The 19,096-nt window shown below is 61.6% G+C and carries 19 protein-coding genes; 7 read left to right on the forward strand and 12 right to left on the reverse strand.

The genetic code is table 11. The features are described 5' to 3' along the window. Window positions 1-11: 11 nt before the first annotated feature. A complete protein-coding gene (locus CW360_RS03380) occupies window positions 12-911 on the reverse strand; it encodes an ATP-binding protein (RefSeq protein ID WP_093985425.1) in 900 nt (299 codons plus the stop codon). 97 nt (window positions 912-1,008) lie between these two features. Here CW360_RS03380 and CW360_RS03385 point away from each other — a divergent pair, with 97 nt between their 5' ends. Continuing rightward, entirely contained in the window at window positions 1,009-3,339 is a 2,331-nt protein-coding gene (locus CW360_RS03385) for an ATP-binding protein (protein ID WP_093985424.1), read from the forward strand. Here the strand turns inward: CW360_RS03385 and CW360_RS03390 are convergent. From CW360_RS03390 to CW360_RS03435, 10 genes are all read right to left on the reverse strand, one after another. Then, a complete protein-coding gene (locus CW360_RS03390) occupies window positions 3,331-3,804 on the reverse strand; it encodes a MarR family winged helix-turn-helix transcriptional regulator (protein ID WP_093985423.1) in 474 nt (157 codons plus the stop codon). The genes CW360_RS03385 and CW360_RS03390 overlap by 9 nt on opposite strands. Continuing rightward, a complete protein-coding gene (locus CW360_RS03395) occupies window positions 3,801-4,286 on the reverse strand; it encodes a glutathione peroxidase (RefSeq protein WP_093985422.1) in 486 nt (161 codons plus the stop codon). The genes CW360_RS03390 and CW360_RS03395 overlap by 4 nt, the downstream gene beginning before the upstream one ends. A 138-nt stretch (window positions 4,287-4,424) precedes the next feature. Next, the gene (gene ihfB / locus CW360_RS03400; protein ID WP_093985421.1) at window positions 4,425-4,703 is read right to left on the reverse strand and encodes an integration host factor subunit beta; all 279 of its coding nucleotides are present in this window, start codon (window positions 4,701-4,703) and stop codon (window positions 4,425-4,427) included. A gap of 78 nt (window positions 4,704-4,781) precedes the next feature. Beyond that, window positions 4,782-5,567, reverse strand: a complete 786-nt coding sequence (locus CW360_RS03405; RefSeq protein ID WP_101192753.1) for a DUF4892 domain-containing protein — start codon at window positions 5,565-5,567, stop codon at window positions 4,782-4,784. Window positions 5,568-5,677: 110 nt separating this feature from the next. Beyond that, window positions 5,678-6,553, reverse strand: a complete 876-nt coding sequence (locus CW360_RS03410) for an alpha/beta hydrolase (RefSeq protein WP_093985419.1) — start codon at window positions 6,551-6,553, stop codon at window positions 5,678-5,680. Continuing rightward, window positions 6,550-7,350: an alpha/beta fold hydrolase gene (locus CW360_RS03415; RefSeq protein ID WP_093985418.1), complete on the reverse strand. Its 801-nt coding sequence runs from the start codon at window positions 7,348-7,350 to the stop codon at window positions 6,550-6,552. Before CW360_RS03415 ends, CW360_RS03410 begins: the two co-directional genes overlap by 4 nt. Window positions 7,351-7,468: 118 nt before the next feature. Beyond that, on the reverse strand, window positions 7,469-9,124 hold the full coding sequence (locus CW360_RS03420; RefSeq protein ID WP_101192754.1) for an AMP-binding protein: 1,656 nt from the start codon (window positions 9,122-9,124) through the stop codon (window positions 7,469-7,471). 151 nt (window positions 9,125-9,275) lie between these two features. After that, window positions 9,276-9,740 carry a phosphohistidine phosphatase SixA gene (gene sixA / locus CW360_RS03425; protein WP_101192755.1) on the reverse strand — a complete coding sequence of 155 codons (465 nt, stop codon included), beginning with the start codon at window positions 9,738-9,740 and terminating at the stop codon, window positions 9,276-9,278. Continuing rightward, on the reverse strand, window positions 9,737-10,084 hold the full coding sequence (locus tag CW360_RS03430; protein ID WP_093985415.1) for a DUF4389 domain-containing protein: 348 nt from the start codon (window positions 10,082-10,084) through the stop codon (window positions 9,737-9,739). The genes sixA and CW360_RS03430 overlap by 4 nt, the downstream gene beginning before the upstream one ends. Before the next feature lie 20 nt (window positions 10,085-10,104). Further along, window positions 10,105-11,127 (reverse strand): NAD(P)H-dependent glycerol-3-phosphate dehydrogenase, encoded by a 1,023-nt coding sequence (locus CW360_RS03435; protein ID WP_093985414.1) that lies wholly within the window; start codon window positions 11,125-11,127, stop codon window positions 10,105-10,107. A 164-nt stretch (window positions 11,128-11,291) separates the two neighbouring features. Here CW360_RS03435 and CW360_RS03440 point away from each other — a divergent pair, with 164 nt between their 5' ends. The 6 genes from CW360_RS03440 to CW360_RS03465 all read left to right on the forward strand — a co-directional run bounded on the left by CW360_RS03440 (window position 11,292) and on the right by CW360_RS03465 (window position 18,506). Then, complete coding sequence (locus tag CW360_RS03440; RefSeq protein WP_101192756.1) at window positions 11,292-13,466, forward strand: TonB-dependent receptor plug domain-containing protein; 2,175 nt, start codon at window positions 11,292-11,294, stop codon at window positions 13,464-13,466. 17 nt (window positions 13,467-13,483) lie between these two features. Beyond that, window positions 13,484-14,359, forward strand: a complete 876-nt coding sequence (locus tag CW360_RS03445; protein ID WP_101192792.1) for an ABC transporter substrate-binding protein — start codon at window positions 13,484-13,486, stop codon at window positions 14,357-14,359. Further along, window positions 14,356-16,269 carry an ATP-binding protein gene (locus CW360_RS03450; protein ID WP_101192757.1) on the forward strand — a complete coding sequence of 638 codons (1,914 nt, stop codon included), beginning with the start codon at window positions 14,356-14,358 and terminating at the stop codon, window positions 16,267-16,269. The genes CW360_RS03445 and CW360_RS03450 overlap by 4 nt, the downstream gene beginning before the upstream one ends. Window positions 16,270-16,474: 205 nt before the next feature. Continuing rightward, on the forward strand, window positions 16,475-16,990 hold the full coding sequence (gene fabA / locus CW360_RS03455; protein WP_093985411.1) for a 3-hydroxyacyl-[acyl-carrier-protein] dehydratase FabA: 516 nt from the start codon (window positions 16,475-16,477) through the stop codon (window positions 16,988-16,990). An 11-nt stretch (window positions 16,991-17,001) separates the two neighbouring features. After that, the gene (gene fabB, locus CW360_RS03460) at window positions 17,002-18,219 is read left to right on the forward strand and encodes a beta-ketoacyl-ACP synthase I (protein WP_093985410.1); all 1,218 of its coding nucleotides are present in this window, start codon (window positions 17,002-17,004) and stop codon (window positions 18,217-18,219) included. Between the two features lie 62 nt (window positions 18,220-18,281). After that, on the forward strand, window positions 18,282-18,506 hold the full coding sequence (locus CW360_RS03465) for a DUF3820 family protein (RefSeq protein WP_101192758.1): 225 nt from the start codon (window positions 18,282-18,284) through the stop codon (window positions 18,504-18,506). Here the strand turns inward: CW360_RS03465 and CW360_RS03470 are convergent. Continuing rightward, window positions 18,503-19,027, reverse strand: coding sequence for a hypothetical protein (locus CW360_RS03470; protein ID WP_093985408.1), 525 nt, complete (start codon window positions 19,025-19,027; stop codon window positions 18,503-18,505). The genes CW360_RS03465 and CW360_RS03470 overlap by 4 nt on opposite strands. Window positions 19,028-19,096: the final 69 nt, after the last annotated feature.

Here is a 19,096-nt window from a genome sequence, read left to right on the forward strand (position 1 = left end):
CCAGCCCCACGCTAAATGTCTTTCGGCGCGCCTTCGAGCAACTGCCGTCCCAGCCAGTAACGTGCAAACTGCCAGGCACAGCGGCCATTGCGGTTACCCCGGGCCTGCGCCCAGCGCAAGGCCTCGCCTTGCAGGCACTCATCCCACGTCACGACCACGGCATATTCTGCCGCCTGCTGCTGCAACCAGTGCTGTACCACCGCCAGGTAGTGCTCCTGGCTGAAGGGATAAAAGGACAGCCACAAGCCAAAACGATCGGACAGGGCAATCTTGTCCTCGACCGCCTCGTTGGGATGTAACTCGCCATCGACCATCCGCCAGTGCTGGTTGTCACTGTGCTGCTCGGCCAGCAGGTGCCGGCGATTGGAGGTGGCGTAGATCAGTACATTGTCCGGCGCCTGCTCAAGGCTGCCATCAAATACCGACTTGAGCACGCGGTAGTCGGCTTCCCCGGCATCGAAAGACAGGTCATCGCAGAACAGGATGAAGCGTTGCGGCTGATCGGCCAGCAACCCCAGTACCTGCGGCAGGTCGGCCAGATGATCACGCTCGATTTCCACCAGGCGCAGCCCGTCCTCGGCATACTCACGCAGCAGCGCACGTACCATCGATGACTTACCGGTGCCCCGCGCGCCCCACAGCAAGGCATGGTTGGCCGGCCAGCCGGCCACGAACTGACGGGTGTTGGCCTGTAACTGCTGCAATTGCCGCTCAACCCCCAACAGGTCGTCCAGGCGTGTCTCCAGACGCACCCGCAGCGAACGCAGACCGCCCTGACGCCCCTCGCGCTGCCAGCGTGCCGCCAGGCAAGCGCTCCAGTCGGGCACGCTCAGCGGCGCAGGCAACAATGGTTCCAAACGCTCCAGGCAGCGTTCGGCACGCTGCAGAAATGCCAGCAGTTCAGGCTGCACGATGACGACCTCCAGTGTGCAAGGGATCAAGCCGGTAACAGTACCGATTAGGCTATGATTGCAGGGCCAGACAGACAAGGCGAGTCAGTTCAACCCCATGGATATCCCCTTCACCCAGCGACTGTCCTACAAGCAGACGCGACTTACCGTGATTGTCGCGTTCATGCTGGGCACCCTGCTCAGCCTGATCCAGGTGGGTTTCGATTACCTGAGCCAGAACGCCAGCATCGATCGTGAAATCCGCGCCCTGCTGCAGATCAGCCACAACCCGGCGGCGCGCATCACCTACAACATCGATGCCGAACTGGCCCAGGAGCTGGCGCTTGGCCTGCTCAACTCCCCCGCAGTCATCCACGCCGAACTGATCGACAACAGTGGCCTGACCCTGGCCTCGGTCAGCCGCCCACCGCTACAAAGCGGCTACCGGGTGTTCAGCGACTTCCTGTTCGGCAAGCAACGACGCTTCGCCGACCCCCTGTCGGTCAGTCATGCTCCCGAAGAAAGCCTCGGCGTACTGGTACTGGAGGTCGACACTTATGCCTTTGGCAGTCACTTCCTCGAACGCGCCTGGCTGACCCTGGTTACCGGCTTTGTGCGCAGCCTGTTGCTTTCCCTGATTCTGCTGGTGCTCTTCAATGCCATGCTGACCCGCCCACTGGTCAAGCTGATTGCCGATCTCAGCGAACGCAACCCACGCCAGGTCGAACAGCAACCGCTGACCTGCCCGGCGGCACATGTCGATGATGAAATCGGCGTACTGGTCAAGGTAACCAACCGCCAGCTGCACAGCGTGGCCCAGGAAAATGCCCAGCGCCGCGAGGCCGAAGATCAGTTGACCCGCCACCTGGCTGAACTGGAAGACCGGGTCAATGCACGTACCGCTGAACTGAAGGCATCCAATGAACGCCTCAGCCAGTCCAACCTCGAACTGCAACAGGCGCGCGCCGAGGCCCTGCACACCGCCCAGGCACGTGCAGCCTTTCTGGCCAGCATGAGCCATGAGATACGCACGCCCCTCAACGGCTTGCTGGGTATGCTCAACCTGGCACGCGAGAACCCTCTGGACGAACAGCAGCGCCAGCAACTGGATATTGCTCAGGAGTCGGGCAAGGTGCTGATGGAGTTGCTCAACGACATCCTCGACCTATCGAAATTCGAAGCGGGTCAATTGGAACTGGAACAGATTGCCTTCGATCCAGCCGCACTGGCCGAGGAAACCACGCGCCTGCTCTCCCCCAACTGTCATGCGCAAGTCCAACTCACCTGTCTGATCGACACCCAGCTGCCAGCATTGTGCCTGGGCGATCCCAAGCGGGTACGCCAGATCATCAGCAACCTGCTGTCCAACGCCCTGAAGTTCACCCGTAGCGGCCGGGTCGACCTGCGCTTGCGCAGCAGCCAGCACGGCCTGTTGATTGAAGTCGAAGACACCGGCATTGGCATCAGTGAAGAAGCCCAAGCGCGACTGTTCCAACCTTTTACCCAGGCTGCCGCCGGAATCGCTCGCGAATACGGTGGCACCGGCCTCGGACTGGCGCTGTGCAAACGCCTCTGCGAAGCCATGCAGGGTACCCTGCAGGTCAGTTCCCAGGTCAACCAGGGAAGTCGTTTCAGTGCCTGGCTACCACTAACCAGCCTGAGCGGCCCAGCTAACTGGCCGGCACTCTCCGGCCTTGTCCTGCTCACCAGCTCGGCGAGCAGTGGCCTGGGCGAACAACTACGCCAGTGGCTGCCGTATTTTGGCCTACAACTGCGCTTCATCGACGCAACTGAACTACAAGCACCGCAGCCCGACGCCGCGCTGCTGATCTGCCAGCATGTCGAGGAGGCGCTGGCCATGCGTCAGCACAGCCAGCTCCCCGTCCTACTACTCGGTGACTTCGCCGCCCAGCTGGATACCCGTCAGAGCAGCGAACTGGCGCCTTTGCAACAGGCACTGCTGCCACTGACCCGGCATACGCTCTATCAGGCTCTGCAGCAGTCTCTCAACCAGACCGGCAATGCCGATAGCCACCCGCACAGCAGCGGAAAAACTAGCGCCCCGTTCAGCGGCAAGGTCTTGCTGGTGGAGGACAACCGCGTCAATCAGATGGTCGCTCAGGGCATGCTGGGCAAACTGGGCTGCAGCGTAAGCCTGGCCGAGGATGGCCTGAAAGCCCTGGAACGCCTGGAAAATGAAGACTTCGATCTGGTCCTGATGGACTGCAACATGCCCTTGCTGGATGGCTACCAGACCACCCGGCGCATTCGCCAGCAGCCACGCTGGCAAGGCCTGCCGATCATCGCACTGACCGCCAATGCCCTGCCGGAAGAGCGCAAGCGCTGCCAGGCTGCCGGGATGGACGACTACCTCGCCAAACCCTTCCGCCGCGAGGACCTGGCCGCCCTGCTGCAGCAGTGGTTGCCCAAGGCCGGCGCTTCAGACTGAGCCCGTCGCCTCATCGGCCAACGCCAACAGAGGTTGCAACTGCTCGCCCAAAGCCAGGCGCCAGGCCTGCATGGCCGGTGTATCCAGGCCCTGCTGGCAAAGCAGCTGCTGGCGTAACCGCATAGCCTGTTCACGCATGGCAAGACCTGCTGCGGTCAGCTGTAGGCAAACCGCACGCTCATCCTCCCGGTCACGTTGCCGGGTCAGCAAACCCAGCGACTGCAAGCGCTTGAGCAACGGGGTGAGAGTGCCCGAGTCCAGCAGCAGGCGCTGCCCCAGCGCCTTGACAGTGCACTGTACAGGCGGACAACGCTGCCATTCCCAGAGCACCAGCAAGACCAGGTATTGCGGATAGGTAATGCCTAGCGCCTCGAGCATCGGTCGGTAGCGGCGAATGATCAGGCGCGAAGCGGTATACAGCTTGAAGCACAGCTGCTGGTCAAGCAGCAGATCATCTTCACTCATGACAACAGCGCTTCAATCTCACGGGCCAGCTCCTCCGGCTTGGTAGTCGGCGCAAAACGCTTGATCAGCTGTCCTTGCTCATCAACCAGGAACTTGGTGAAGTTCCACTTGATCGCCTGGCTACCCAGCAAACCCGGCGCCCGCTGTTTGAGCTCCACAAACAACGGATGAGCTGCCTTGCCATTGACCTCGACTTTCTGGAACAGCGGAAAACTCACTCCGAAGTTGAGCTCACAAAACTCGGCAATCGCCTGCTCGCCCGCCGGTTCCTGATGGCCAAACTGGTTGCACGGAAAGCCCAGCACACGCAAACCCTGCTCTCGATAGTCCTGCCAGAGTTTCTCCAACCCCTTGTACTGGGGGGTAAAGCCACACTTGCTAGCGGTGTTGACCACCAGCGTGGCCTTGCCGGCAAACGCCGAAAATGGCTTCTGCTGGCCGTCGATGGTAGTCAGCGGAATATCAAACAATGCATCACTCATCACTTGTCACCTCATGTCTCAGAAACGTCTATGAATCCAAATCACCGCAAAAGATAGCCAGCAATTAAATTGCATACAATCTTTTTATCGCAAAAAAACGCCGGAGTAGGCATTCCTCTCCGACGTTTTGCTGAGCCTTCAGTCATTTACGCGATCGCGCAGTTCCTTGCCGGGCTTGAAATGCGGAACATACTTGCCGTCCAGGCACACGGACTCACCCGTCTTCGGATTACGCCCTACCCGTGGCGCACGAAAATGTAGGGAAAAACTGCCAAAGCCACGAATCTCGATACGCTCTCCCGTGGCCAGCGCCTGCGACATCTGCTCCAGCATGGTCTTGATAGCCAGCTCCACATCCTTCGGGGACAACTGTCCCTGCTGGTCGACGATGCGTTCGATCAACTCCGACTTGGTCATGGTTTTCCCTTTTTTATCAAGCGGCTAGATCCGTATGTGGGCTGGTTTTAGCACGCCTGCAAGGCTTTGAACAGCCTTCTAGCGCAGCCAGCGCACACGCAGCCCCGGATCAGCCCCCGCATCCAGCTCAAGGCGACTGCCACGCACCCCCTGCTCCTGCAAGGCATCTCGCCAGGCTTCCGCGTGTGCTCCCTGCAGGCTGACCCGCAGCGTGCTGTTGAGCTGCAGGGTACGCGCCAGCAGCTGCAGCCAGCCAGCCTCCGGTACGACACCGGGCGGCATCAGATACAGCACTCCATCAGCCTCCAACTGCGCCAGCAAGGTCGCCGGCGTAGGCAGCAGCTCGGGCAGACTGGCTACCTGAAGTTGCTCGGCCTGCAGGTAGGCCGGACGCGTGCCCCGCGTAATCAGGTAATAGGCTTGCAGATACTGCTCACGAGGAGCAGCCAGACGCAGCAGGAGGAACTGTTGCTGCTCGTCCGCACCAGTCAGCCGGGGGTTGGCAAAGATCCCATTGGCCCACAGGCTACTGGCGCCACAGCTGCGTCCCCGACACCAATACAGTACTTGCGCACCCTGCCCCTGCAGATCCCGACGCAGCTCATCCAGGCCACCTGCCGCCAACTGCGCCGGCACCTGCAGATAAAGTGCCTGCCCCTCGCCACTAAGCGTCACGGACTGCTCCATGCGCAGCCGGTTGCTGATGCGCGCCAGCGGGCTTTGCGGGTAGCGTCGTTCGCCGCTGAACGACTGCTCATCCAGCACACGCGCCTGCGCCAGCAATGGCGTGGACGGCAACCAGTCCGGGCTGGCCTGGACAGACAGGCTGCCCACAAGCAATGTCAAAGCGATAAGTAGACGCATGAGGTTCCTGGTTTAGGCATTGATGGTCAGCGGCCATTCTGCATGACGGCTCTTGTATGCAGGGTCATCAAGCCAACAGCTGACGTCAAGCCAGGCTTTGCCACAGTATTTTACCGATCAGCCGCAGCCAGCAGAAAAGGCCCCAGGCTGTGCGCAACAGCCAGAGCCCCCGCCTGGTCGTCCAGATGCAGGTGATGCCCACCCGGCAGGCGCTGCACCTCCACCGGCAGACCTTGCAGACGCTCGGCAATGTCTGGCTGAGCCTGCAGCAAGCCGCCCTCGGCAAGCAGCAGACGCGCCGGACACTGCACGGCCCGCGCAAAAGCCAAGGCCTGTGCGCGGCTCAGGCGCAGCGGCGAAGGCAAGGTCAGACGACTGTCGCTACGCCAGGTATACCCGCCCGGCACGGCCTGCAAGCCCCGTTCGACCAGCAAACTGGCAGCCTCCCGACTCACCGCACCGACACCCTGCATGCGCGCACGTACCGCCTGCTGAGCATCCGCATAGACTGGCTTGCGCTTAGCCGCCAAAGCCAGCTGCGCGCGCAGTGCCTCGCCGAGCTTGGCAGGCGCCTGTTCGGCTTCAGCGGTGAAAGGCAGCAAGCCATCGATCAACGCCAGCCGGCTGATGCGTTCCGGCATGGCCGCGGCCAGCATGACGCTGACGATCGCGCCCATCGAATGCCCGAGCACGGCAAAGCGCTGCCAAGCCAACTGCTCGGCCACCAGCAGGGCGTCCAGCGCGTAGTCCCAGAGCTGATAACTGGCCCCCGGGGCGCGATGCGCGGAATGACCATGCCCTGCGAAATCCAAGGCAACGATGCGCAGACCGGGCAACAGCGGAGCCAGGCGAGCAAAGCTGGCAGCGTTATCCAGCCAGCCATGCAGGGCCAGCACAGGAATCCCCTCTTCCGGGCCATAGCAACAGGCCGCCAACTCGATATGCGGCAGGCAAAAACGCCGCGCCTGATAGCCCGCCTCACTCATGCACAAGACTCCTCGGCCTGCCAGCGACTGAACAGCCGGCGCAACAGTGCCGCCGTATCCTGCGGTCGCTCCAGCGGAAACATATGCCCGCCGGGCAGGCAATGGTATTCACCGCGCGCCATACGCCGCACCTGGCGTGCCTGATGCGGCCAGACCACGCGACTGTGCTGCCCGCGCACCACCGCCAATGGCACCTGCAACTGACGCGGCCGCCCCGGACTACGATGGGGTACGCTGCGATAGATACTGATTTCCGTGGCCGGATCGAACTTGAGCCTGAGCCCCTGGGCAACAGGCGTCAGTGCATGTTCGACATAGTGCTCCAGGCAATCGGGATCGAAGCGGCGAAACAGGCTCTTGCCGGAAAAGTAGGCATGCGCTTCCTGGCGATTGGCGAACGCTTCACGCCGCCCCAGGGTGCGTCCTGCCGGAGTAATGTGGTCGATGAACCCCAGGCGTTTGGCGGCACGGATCAGCCACTGATCGGCTCGCGTCAACAAGGGCGAATCGAGCATGACCAGGCCGCGATACCACTGCGGCTCGCGCAGGGCCGCGTGGTAATGCAGCAGGCCGCCCAGCGAATGACCGACCGCCCACACCGGCCTAGCCTGCTGGCGTAGCTGGCAGAGCAACTCCTCGACCAGATTGTGCCAATTATCGTCCACCGGAAAGCGCGGGTCATGCCCGTGCTGCTCCAGATGCTGCACCACATACTCCGGCTGCAAGGCGCTGAACAACTTCCCATAGGTAGCCGACGGAAAACCGTTGGCATGCGCAAAGAACACCGTATTGGACATGCGGGCTTCCTCGACAGACGACGCTCCGACTGAGCGCCGCTATAAGCGGTGGATTGTCGGAGCGCCACCAGGTGATCAACAAGCACTATTGACCAGGCCAATAGTGCTGACTGCAGCGTCACTCATGCCACAACACGGGCTCGCGACGCTCCCCCCACTCGGCAAAGCGCCCACCATAGGCGCTTTCTACAACATTACGCTTGATCTTCAGGGTGGGCGTCAGAAAGCCGTTCTCCACCGCCCAGACATCCTTGACGAGAATCAGTCCCTGCAACTGCTCATGCTTGTCCAGCACCGCGTTGATCTCCGCCAGCAGGCGCGCCAGGCTGTTCTCGACATCACTACGCGGCTCCTGGCGCGCCACTTCGGAGAGCACACACAGCGCCATGGGCTGCGGCAGGCCATCACCGACCACGCAAACCTGCTCGATTCGCGCATGTACGGCCAGACGATTTTCGATAGGCGCGGGCGCGACGTACTTACCCTTGCTGGTTTTGAAGATCTCCTTGATGCGCCCTGTCAGGCGCAGGTTGCCCTCGGCATCCTGCTCACCCTTGTCACCCGTGCGCAAAAAGCCATCGGCGGTGAGAGTCTCCGCGGTTTTCTCGGCATCCTTGTAGTAGCCCTGCATGGTCGCGCCACTACGCACCAGCACTTCGCCCTCCTCGCTGATGCGTACCTGCACATCAGGATTGTTCTGGCCAATCCAGCCCGCCTTGTAACGCCCGGGACGACAGACATGCGAATAACCACAGTTTTCCGTCATGCCGTAGACCTCTTGCAAGTCCAGTCCCAGGCGGCGATACCAGTTGAGCAGCGCCTCCGGCACCGGTGCAGCACCGGACAAGGCAAAGCGTACGGCATCCAGACCCAGGCCTTTGAGCACCTTGCGCCCCACCAGGCGCCCCAACAGCGGTACGCGCAACAGGCGATCCAGCTTGCGCGCCGGCATGCGCGCGATCACCCCGTGATGGAACTTGCTCCAGATCCGCGGCACACCAAAAAACACCGTCGGCCGGGCACGGCGCAGGTCTTCGACAAAGGTTTCCAGACTCTCGGCAAAAAAGATGCTTTGCCCGGCATAGATCGACGCCATCTCCACAAACATGCGTTCCGCCACATGGCACAACGGCAGGTAGGACAGCAGGCGATCCTCCTCACCGACATTGAACAGCTTGATGGCACGCGAGGCGGCAAAAGCAAAATTGCTGTAATTGTGCATCACCCCCTTGGGCGTACCCGTGGTGCCCGAGGTGTAGATGATGGTCATCAACTGCTCGGCCGGCGGACGGGGACTATCGGTGATCGGCGCGCAGCACTGCAGGTCGCTCCACAGATGGTCGAAACGCCCGCTGGGGCGTAGCGGCAAACCGATGCAGCGCACAGCCGCGGGTACGCCGGGCGCCATGGCAGGCCAATCGTCCAGCTTGCCGATAAAGGCCAACTGGGCTTCGGCATGTTCCAGCACCTGACGTACCGATTCGGCAGTCAGGTTCGGATAAAGCGGCACCGAGACATGCCCAGCCATCCAGATGGCCAGGTCAGCCACAATCCAGTGCGCGCAATTCTTGGAAATGATGGCAATGCGACTGAGCGGTTCGAGCTCCTGCTCGCGCAACCAGGCCGCAGCACGGCGCGCCTGCTCGCCCACCTGTGTCCAGGTCAGGGTTTCCAGCTGGCCACCCGCCAGCGGTTGCACCATATAGCGTTTATCGGGATGGCGCTGTTCGCGCTCGTAGAACATATCCAGCGGTAGACGGTCGGCTGCAGCCACAGCGCTTCCTCCATTGTTGTTATTGTGGGGAAATCAACCAAGCACTTGCTTGGTTGACTCTTCCACAGACAACGCCTGGAGGCAAGACGAGAAATGTTTCCGACTGTACAGTCAATTTCATACAGGGCGCCGGACGACCCCGGATCGTCCGTCAATCCGCTACATGGCGGTGCTGCAGGAGGGCCATCATGCCGGCCAGCGGCAGGGCGGCCTCAAACACCGCCAGGCTCGCGGTGGCCATGGCCAGCGGTTGCTGACGATGGCCATGCAACAGGCAGCTGGCCAACTCGCCAACCAGCGGCTGGTGGCTGACCAGCAGCCAATCCCCCTCTTCAAGCAGCGCCAGCTCTTCCAGGGTGCGCGCAACCGGCGTATCCGGCGTCAACCAGGACACGCCGCGCGCCTCGGCGAAGTCCAGCCCCAGAGCCGCGCAGACTTCCTCGGTGGTTTGTACCGCGCGCCGGTAAGGACTGTGCAACAGACCTCGCCAGCGCACACCCCGCATCACCTCGGCTGCCGAGCGCGCCTGTTGTCGTCCGCGCTCGGTCAAGGCACGCAGGCTGTCCTGGCCGGCCTGGGCCTGCGCCTCGCCATGGCGCAGCAACCACAGCCTCACAAACGGGGCTCTTCGTCGCGTACCGGGTGCGCGGCAGGTGGCACCTGGTGAGCCGCCTCGCCCTCCGCTGCTCGCGGCAACGGCCAATCGGCAAAGGGCCAGGGCTTGCTGTCGCTATTGAAGGTGCCAAAACGGCCAATCTGCTGCAAATACTGGCTAAGGCTATCACCCAGCCCTAGCAGGCCGGCACTGGGCGCTCCGTAGAACAACCGATAGGCGATCTGCAGCAGCACCACCAGCCCCAGCAACAACTCGGCAAACTGCCAGGCGATGGCAAACAGCACCATCCACAGCAGGCGCAAGAGCAGGGACTCGCGTTGTAAGGTCTGTTTATCCTGCGGCATGGTCAGTCACTCCTGGGGACTTAGAATCCCTGAGGGGAAATGAAATCGACATCGGTCTTGGGTTCACCACGCATCAGCGCTTCGATGACCTGAGCCAGAGTACGCGCCTCGAACAAAATGGCATGCAGGCCCGCGACCAGCGGCATGTAAACCTGCAACTCCTCGGCCTTGGCCTTGAGCACACGCAGCGTATTGACGCCTTCGGCGACCTCGCCCAGTTGTTCGACAGCCTGTTCCAGCGATAAGCCCTGGCCCAGCGCAAAACCGACCTGGAAGTTGCGACTCTTCGCTGATGAACAGGTCGCAATCAAATCCCCCACGCCCGCCAGGCCGAGGAAGGTCATCGGATTGGCGCCTTGGCGTACGGCAAAGCGGGTCATCTCCGCCAGCGCTCGGGTAATCAGCATGCTCCGCGTGTTCTCGCCCATGCCCATGGCTGCGGCCATACCGGCGATGATGGCGTAGACGTTTTTCAACGCCCCGCCCAGCTCCACACCGAAGCGATCGCGACTGGCATACACACGAAACGTTCGTCCGTGCAGAACCTGCTGTACCTGCTCACAGAGGGCCTCGTCCTCACTGGCGATCACACTGGCGGTCAGCGCATGCTCGGCCACTTCGCGGGCCAGATTGGGACCGGACAGCACGCCAATACGCGCCTGCGGCGCCAGCTCTTCGAGCAACTGGCTCATCAGCTTGAAGCTCTGCGCCTCGATACCCTTGGTGGTACTGATCAGCAGTTTGCCGGCCAACTGACTGCCATGGGGCTGAAGCACCTGGCGCAGCGCCGAGGAAGGCACGGCAACAAATATCAATGTACAAGCGTGCAGGATGTCGGCCAGATCGGTATCCGGGCGCACCCCCGGATGAATGCGGATACCCTTGAGATAGCGCGGGTTTTCACCGTCGCGCAGAATCGCCGCCACTTGTTGCGGGTCGCGCATCCAGTGCCTTACCGACTGCCCGTTTTCAGCCAGGAGGTTGGCCAGCGCAGTACCGAAACTGCCACCGCCGAGAACCGCTACGGGTGTTTGTGCTGTCATGAAACGTCCAGTGTGTGCCCGCCGGGCTGAGGCTCGCATTATACGAAGCTCGCGCCAGACGGCCAGCCTGACCACGCGACCTTGCGCAAAAGCACCAACCGGGTACTGGGCAGGCGCTCTGCTCCGGCATTTAGCTACTGGCAAAGCGCCGAGCCTCGGTTAACATGCCTGCATCAGAGACAGTCCAAGGATGCGCCGCTTTGCGTTGCCTTCTGCCCACCTTAGCCCTCTTGCTGCCCGGACTAGCCCAGGCCTTTGCCAGCCAGGATGATTTGTTTGCCAGCGACAGCGAGCTGCCCAGCGTGCTCACCGCCACGCGCCTCAAGCAGTCACCGGCAGCCGTTCCGGGCGCCATGACGGTACTTGATCGCGAGTTGATTCGCGCCAGCGGTGCACGCGACATCGCCGAACTGATGCGGCTGGTGCCCGGCATGATGGTCAGCTACCGGCAAGGCAACCTGGCCACCGTCAACTACCATGGCAGCAACAGTAGCGAGGCACGTCGCCTGCAGGTGTTGATCGATGGGCGCTCGGTCTATCGCCCGGGGCTGGCAACCGTTGACTGGTTCGACCTGCCACTGGCCATCGAGGATATCGAGCGCATCGAAGTCTTCCGCGGCCCCAATACCGTCAGCTATGGCGCCAATGCCCTGCTCGGGGTGGTCAATATCATCAGCCGTAAGCCCCAGGACAGCCTCGGCACCCGCCTGCAATGGCGCTATGGCCAGACCGGCATCAATGACTGGTATGCCAGCCATGGCCAGGCCCTCGACAACGGGGCACTACGACTGTCGCTGTCCGGCCAGGCGGATAACGGTTTCGACAAAGACGCCAATCAACAACCACTGCGTGACGACCGGCGGCTCAATCGCCTGTTGCTATCGGCTGAGCATGATCTGGACAGCCAGCAGCAGCTGAGCTGGCAACTGGCTCTCAGTGAAGGTAGCAACCAGCAGCCCTACACCTATCGCCCGGTCTTCGGCCCCTACAGCCCCGGCGACCAAGGCAGCGACACCCAGGTACGCGACTACGCAGCCAGTGTGCGCTGGAATATCGACCTCTCGCCGCAACACAGCCTGCAACTGCAAGGCAACCTGCAGCACTGGGAGCACCTGCGCAGCTGGCGGGCTTGTGACGCCGCGCTCAGCTACTACCCCCCGCTGCGACAGCTTTGGCAGATGAACCCGCAATTTGCCCAGCGTTTTGCCCTCAGCGGCTTCACCGCAACCAGCCAGGTAGCCGCCGAACAGGCACTGGCCAACCAGATCATCAATGAATGGCTGAATGGTTCCGGGCGCCAGGAAACCTGCGGCACGGTAAATCAGGACCTGCGCGAAAGTCGCGCGGAAATCGAACTGCTCGACACCCTTAGCCTTACCGACGACCTGCGCCTGCTCAGTGGCGTCAGCCTGCGGCGTGACCAGGCCGACTCGCAGACTTATTTCGCCGGCAGCACGCACAACAACCTGGGTCGCTTGTTCGGCCATCTTGAATGGCAAGCCAGCGAGCGCTGGTTGCTGCAAGGTGGCGCCATGTACGAATACGACCAGCTCGGAGGCGACTCGCTGACCCCACGCCTGGCCGTCAATTACCTGCTGGCCCCCGGTCACGGCCTGCGCGCACTGTACTCGGAAGCTGTCCGCTCACCCGACCTGTTCGAAAGCACGCCGAACTGGAGCTATTGGATCACCGATATATCGCCGAACATCTACGGACGCTCTGACGCCTATTACTTTGTCAGTAATCAGGGGCCGGAGAACCTCGATAACGAACGCATGCGTTCGCGGGAAATCGGTTACAACGGACACTTCGAAGCATGGCAACTGAGCCTGGACGTCAAACTGTTCGATGACCATATCAGCGGCCTGATCAGCGAACCGTTGCTCAACAACGCCATTCCCGCCAGTAATAACAGCAGCATCAGCCTGCGCGGCATGGAAACCCAACTGGACTGGCGTGCCAGCAGCCGTGACCGCCTGCGTCTCAGCTACGCCTATATCGAAGACGATCCCAGCAACCCCAACGACAAGCACCAGAGCGCGCGACACAGTGGCTCCACCGGCTGGCTGGCCGACTGGGGGCAGGGCTGGAGCAGCAGCCTGTTCTACTACCAGATGGAAGCCCTCAACGAGCAACCCTTCCAGCGTCTCGATCTGCGCCTGGCCAAGCGCCTGCAACTGGGCAGTAGCCAACTGGAATTGGCCGGTGTCTGGCAACAGCGCCTGGACAGTGGCACCCTGGCCTGGCGTGAGGTGCTATACAACGGTCAACAGATTCAAAGGGAAAGCCGCAACGACCAGCGCCACCGCGTCTACTTCACGGCGGAACTCGAGTTCTGAGCATGCGCAACTCATGGATGAGCAAGATAATCGCCCTGGCCAGCCTGCTCTGCTGTCTACCTCTATGGGCAGCAGATATCCTCCTGCTTAGCCAGACCACCTCCCCGGGGCTCAACGCCTTCGCCGAGGCCTTGCAACAGCAGCATCCTAGCCTGCGTATTCGCCAGCACCCGCTGCAGGAGGGAGAACCTAGCCTGAAGCCTGGTGACCGGCTGATTCTGCTCGACGAAGCCGCTCTGACCTGGCGCCTTGGCCAGCGGCAGAACCCTCCCAGCCTCGCCCTGCGCATCAGTCGCAGTCGTGCTGAACAACTGCATCTGCCCAGTGTGCCGGGCCTGACTCTACTCTGGAGCGACCCGCCGCCGCTGCGCCAGATGCGCCTGGCTCGCCTGCTGCAACCGGGCATCCAGCGTATCGGCCTGCTCTATGGGCGGCACAGCAGTACGCTGCTGGAGGAATACCAGCAAGCAGCCCAGGCACTGGACTTGGAGCTGACCACACAACCCTGGGAAAACCCGCGGGACAATCGCCCCCTGCAACAGGTCCTGCAAGACAGCGACCTGCTCCTGGCGATCGACGACAGCCAGCTCTACAACTCGCAAACCGCCAAGACCATCCTGCTGAGCAGCTACAGTCGCCAACGCGCCGTCATCGGCCCTAGCGCTGCCTTCGTCAAGGCAGGCAGCCTGGCTAGCAGCTACAGCGACCAGGCAGACTGGCTGGCCACGCTGGCTCCTTTGCTCGAGCAACCCAGCCAGCAATGGCCGAGCAGCCTGTATCCACAACACTTCAAGGTCATCAGCAACCGCCCGGTAGCTCGCGCTCTGGGTCTGGCACCACCTGACGAGCCGCAGTTGCAACGCCTGCTTCGCGAACACGAGGCGCAACCATGAGCCTTTTGCGTCCCCTCGATATCCACACGCGCACCCAGCTGATCAGTGTTGGCCCTGCCCTGCTGCTGACCTTGCTGTTGACCGCCTTCTTCACCCATGCCCGGCTCAGCGACCTGCAGGATGAACTACGCAGCACCGGGCAACTGATTGCCTCGCAATTGGCGCCAGCCTGCGAATTTGGCGTGATCACCGGCAACCAGCAGATTCTCGACAACCTCCTCCAAGCCACTCTGAGCAGTCAGCCGGTGCGCTTCATTGAGGTGCGTGACAGCGAAGACCAGATCCTTGCCTTTATCCAGCGAGACACTCAGACAGCCGTGCGAGTACGCAGTTTTCAGGCAGCCATCAACCTGCAACAGGTCAGCCTGGAAGGTAGTGAACCCTTTGCCAGCAACAACCCACCCGCCAGCGATGACACCACCTATCTGGGCCGCGTTGTGGTCGGTCTTGCCGAAGACACCTTCGACCGTCGTCAACAAGGTATTCTGCTCAAGGCCATCAGCATTTCCCTGTTCGCCCTGCTCCTGACCTTCCTGCTCGCGCGGCGCCTGTCGTCGCAACTATCCACACCACTCAGCGACATGAGCAAAGCCGTGGAAGCCATTCAGGGTGGCAACTATCAGAGCAGCCTACCGGTTCCCGAAGACCCACAGCTGGGCAGCCTGGCACAGCACATCAATAGCCTGGCCAGCGCCCTGGATCACGCCAGTCGCGAACAGCAAATGGCCATGCAGGCATTGATCAGCGCCCGCGAGGAGGCCGAACGCGCCAACAGCGCCAAATCGGAGTTCCTGGCCATGATGAGCCATGAATTGCGTACGCCCATGAATGGCGTGCTGGGCATGCTGCAACTGCTGGAAACCACCGAACTCAACCACGAGCAAAGCGAGTACGCCGAACTGGCCGTGGAGTCCACCGAGCACTTGCTCAAGGTGATCAACGATATCCTCGACTTCTCGCGCATTGAGCGGGGCGCTCTGGAGCTGGAATGCATTCCCTTCCTGCCCGCCGAACTGCTACGCAACTCGGTCCAGGTATTCCAGCACAGCGCCCAGCAACGCGGCCTGCAGCTTGACCTGCAGCTGGCCGAAGGCCTGCAAGGCATCCAGGCCTTCGGCGACCCCACGCGCATCCGCCAGATACTGGTCAACCTGATTGGCAATGCGCTGAAGTTTACCGAGCAAGGCTCTATCTGCATCGATGTAGCCTGGCGGCAACGTGATGAAGACAGCCTTTGGCTGACCTGCGCCGTGCAGGATACCGGCATCGGCATCGCCAGCGCGCAGCTGGACGCCATGTTCGATGCTTTCCGCCAGGCTGACAGCTCGATCTCCCGACGCTACGGCGGCACCGGATTGGGTCTGCCCATTGCACGCACCCTGGCCGAATGCATGGGCGGACGCCTCACCGCGCGTAGCCAGGAGGGCCAGGGCTCGACCTTTACACTGGAAATTCCCTTGTTCTTCTGCCAGCACGGCCAGTGCGCCGGGCGCAGCATGCCGGCGGCCAGTGCGCCGCCTACCCAGCTCAACGTATTGCTGGTCGAAGACAACGCGGTCAACCGCAGTGTCATCGAAGCCATGTTGCAAAGCCTCGGCCACCGGGTGATCTGCGCCAGCGATGGCCAGCAGGCCATCGATTTGCTGGCGCATGAGCCCATATCCCTGGTGCTCATGGACTGCCGCCTGCCCGTACTGGACGGCTACCAGACCAGTCGCCTGATCCGCCAGCGCTTTACTGCCGCGCAGCTCCCCATCATCGCCCTCACCGCCAATGCCCTACCCGGTGATCGTGAGGCCTGCTTGGCCAGCGGCATGAATGATTACCTGGCCAAACCGTTCAAACGCACCGAACTCCAGCGCCTGCTGCAGCAATGGAGCAGTCCGGGAGCCTCGACTTTCGATGAGTAGCATCAAGTCTCGCTACACGCCATGCTGCTACCCTGCAGCCGGTTGGCATTACCATTGGATGAAAATGGGTGAACAGTTGTACGCTATGCGCTGTGACTTTCTGCAGCGTGTCACAGTCTATGGCTAGGCTGATGCCCCTGAGCATAAGTCTGCTCGACCAGGATGACCTACCGGCCCGCTGCACGCGGCACTTTGAGGAACCCGCATGACCAAGCAAAACGCCTATACCCGAGAAGAACTGCTGGCCTGCGGGCGCGGTGAACTGTTCGGCCCGGGTAATGCGCAACTGCCCGCGCCCAATATGCTGATGATCGATCGCATCCTGCACATCAGCGAAACCGGCGGGAAATATGGCAAGGGAGAAATTGTTGCGGAACTGGATATTCATCCGGACCTGTGGTTTTTCGCTTGCCACTTCGAGGGCGACCCGGTCATGCCCGGCTGCCTGGGCCTGGATGCCATGTGGCAACTGGTCGGTTTCTATCTCGGCTGGCAAGGCAATCCCGGCCGCGGACGAGCCCTGGGCTCGGGTGAAGTGAAATTCTTTGGCCAGGTACTGCCTACCGCCAAGAAGGTCACCTACAACATCCATATCAAACGCACCATCAACCGTTCGCTGATCCTCGGCATCGCCGACGGCAACGTCAGCGTCGATGGCCGCGAGATTTACAGCGCCGAAGGCCTGCGCGTTGGCCTGTTCACCTCTACCGACAGCTTCTGAAGGACATCCGCATGCGTCGCGTCGTGATCACCGGTCTGGGCATCGTTTCCTGCCTGGGCAATGACAAAGAGACCGTAACCGCCAGCCTGCGCAACGGCCAGTCAGGCATTCGCTTCAATCCGGCCTATGCCGAGATGGGCCTGCGCAGCCAGGTTTCCGGTTCGGTGCAGCTCAATCTGGAAGAGCTGATCGACCGCAAGATCTATCGCTTCATGGGCGACGCAGCGGCCTATGCCTACCTGGCCATGCAACAGGCGATTGCCGATGCCGGGCTAAGCGCCGAACAGGTTTCCAATCCGCGTACCGGCCTGATTGCCGGCTCGGGTGGCGCTTCAACGCTAAACCAGATGGAAGCCATCGACACCCTGCGCGAGAAAGGCGTCAAGCGCATTGGCCCCTACCGCGTGCCGCGCACCATGGGTAGTACTGTTTCGGCCTGTCTGGCCACCCCCTTCCAGATCAAGGGCGTCAATTACTCGATCTCCTCGGCCTGCGCTACCAGTGCGCACTGCATTGGCAATGCCATGGAACAGATCCAGCTGGGCAAGCAGGACATCGTCTTCGCCGGCGGTGGTGAGGAAGAACACTGGAGTCAAAGCTGCCTGTTCGACGCCATGGGCGCTCTGTCCACCCAATACAACGAGACGCCCGAACGTGCGTCGCGCGCCTACGATGCTCAGCGAGACGGCTTCGTGATTGCCGGCGGTGGCGGCATGGTGGTGGTTGAGGAACTGCAGCACGCACTCAAGCGCGGCGCAAAGATCTACGCGGAAATCGTCGGCTACGGCGCAACCAGCGACGGCTATGACATGGTCGCCCCGAGCGGCGAAGGTGCCGTGCGCTGCATGCAGCAAGCCCTGGCTAACGTAACTACGCCTATCGATTACCTGAATACCCACGGCACGTCGACCCCCGTCGGTGATGTCGCCGAAGCCCGTGCCGTGCGCGAAGTATTCGCGGACAAGGCGCCGCTGATCAGCTCCACCAAGAGCCTCTCCGGGCATTCGCTGGGTGCTGCCGGCGTTCAGGAAGCCATCTACTGCCTGTTGATGATGCAAGGCGGCTTCATTGCCGGCTCGGCCAACATCGACACCCTTGACCCCGAGGTCGCCGATCTGCCCATCCAGCGCAGCACACTGGAAAACGCCAAGATCGACACGGTGATGAGCAACAGCTTCGGTTTCGGTGGCACCAATGCCACCCTGGTACTCAAGCGCTGGCAAGGCTGAGGCAGGCGACAGAACATGCCCTGTCAGTGCACGGCATGTTCTGTATTGACCGGAGGGGCTGCATGGATCCGCAAGACTTGTTGAAGCTGGTCAGCCAGAGCATGCCCTATGGCAAATACCAGGGCCGCCTGCTGGCTGACCTGCCAGGTCATTACCTGACCTGGTTTGCCCGCCAGGGTTTTCCACGCGGCGAACTGGGCCGCCTGCTGGCCCTCATGCACGAGATTGACCACAACGGACTGAGCGCCCTGCTCACTCCGCTGCGCCGCCAGACGCCTAGCTATTAAGCCGACTGGGTAGCCCGCTGCAGGCTGGGCTGGGCAAAAATCCCCACTTCCACAGCCAGCTCCAGCAGCCTTTCCAGGTCACAGCGATAGACCAGCACTGCCTGCAAGGCATCATCCAGCGGCTCGCTGAAGTCCACCAGCACATAGCCGCCCTTTTCCGGATACAACGCCGACAACTGCACCTGAATGCGATTGAGTGCCTTGGCGGCCTCAACCTTGTGCAACTGCTTGGCCTTGAGTACAAAGTTCACCTGCGGCCCGAAAGACTCGGTGATCTGCTGGAACAACTGGTCATAGCGGTCAGCCTGGAACAGTACGGTATCCGGCAGACTGCCCACCACCACCCATTCACCCAGGGGGATGGGGAATTCATCGTCGTAATTGATATCCGCATTGGCCTGCAGGAAGGCCTGCGGATCGGCATAAGCCTGCGCGGCTTCCTCGGCTACGCGGGCGATCTGCTCATCACTCATGCATCCGGAGCTGATCAGGGTAATGAGTTCCTGCAAAGCGGCTTTCATGGCGCTACCTCAACAACCAAACGCCGCATTGTCGCCGATACGACAGCGTAGCGCCCAGTGGTTTATCCT

The organism is Pseudomonas fluvialis (assembly GCF_002835605.1).
Taxonomy (GTDB): Bacteria; Pseudomonadota; Gammaproteobacteria; order Pseudomonadales; family Pseudomonadaceae; genus Aquipseudomonas; species Aquipseudomonas fluvialis.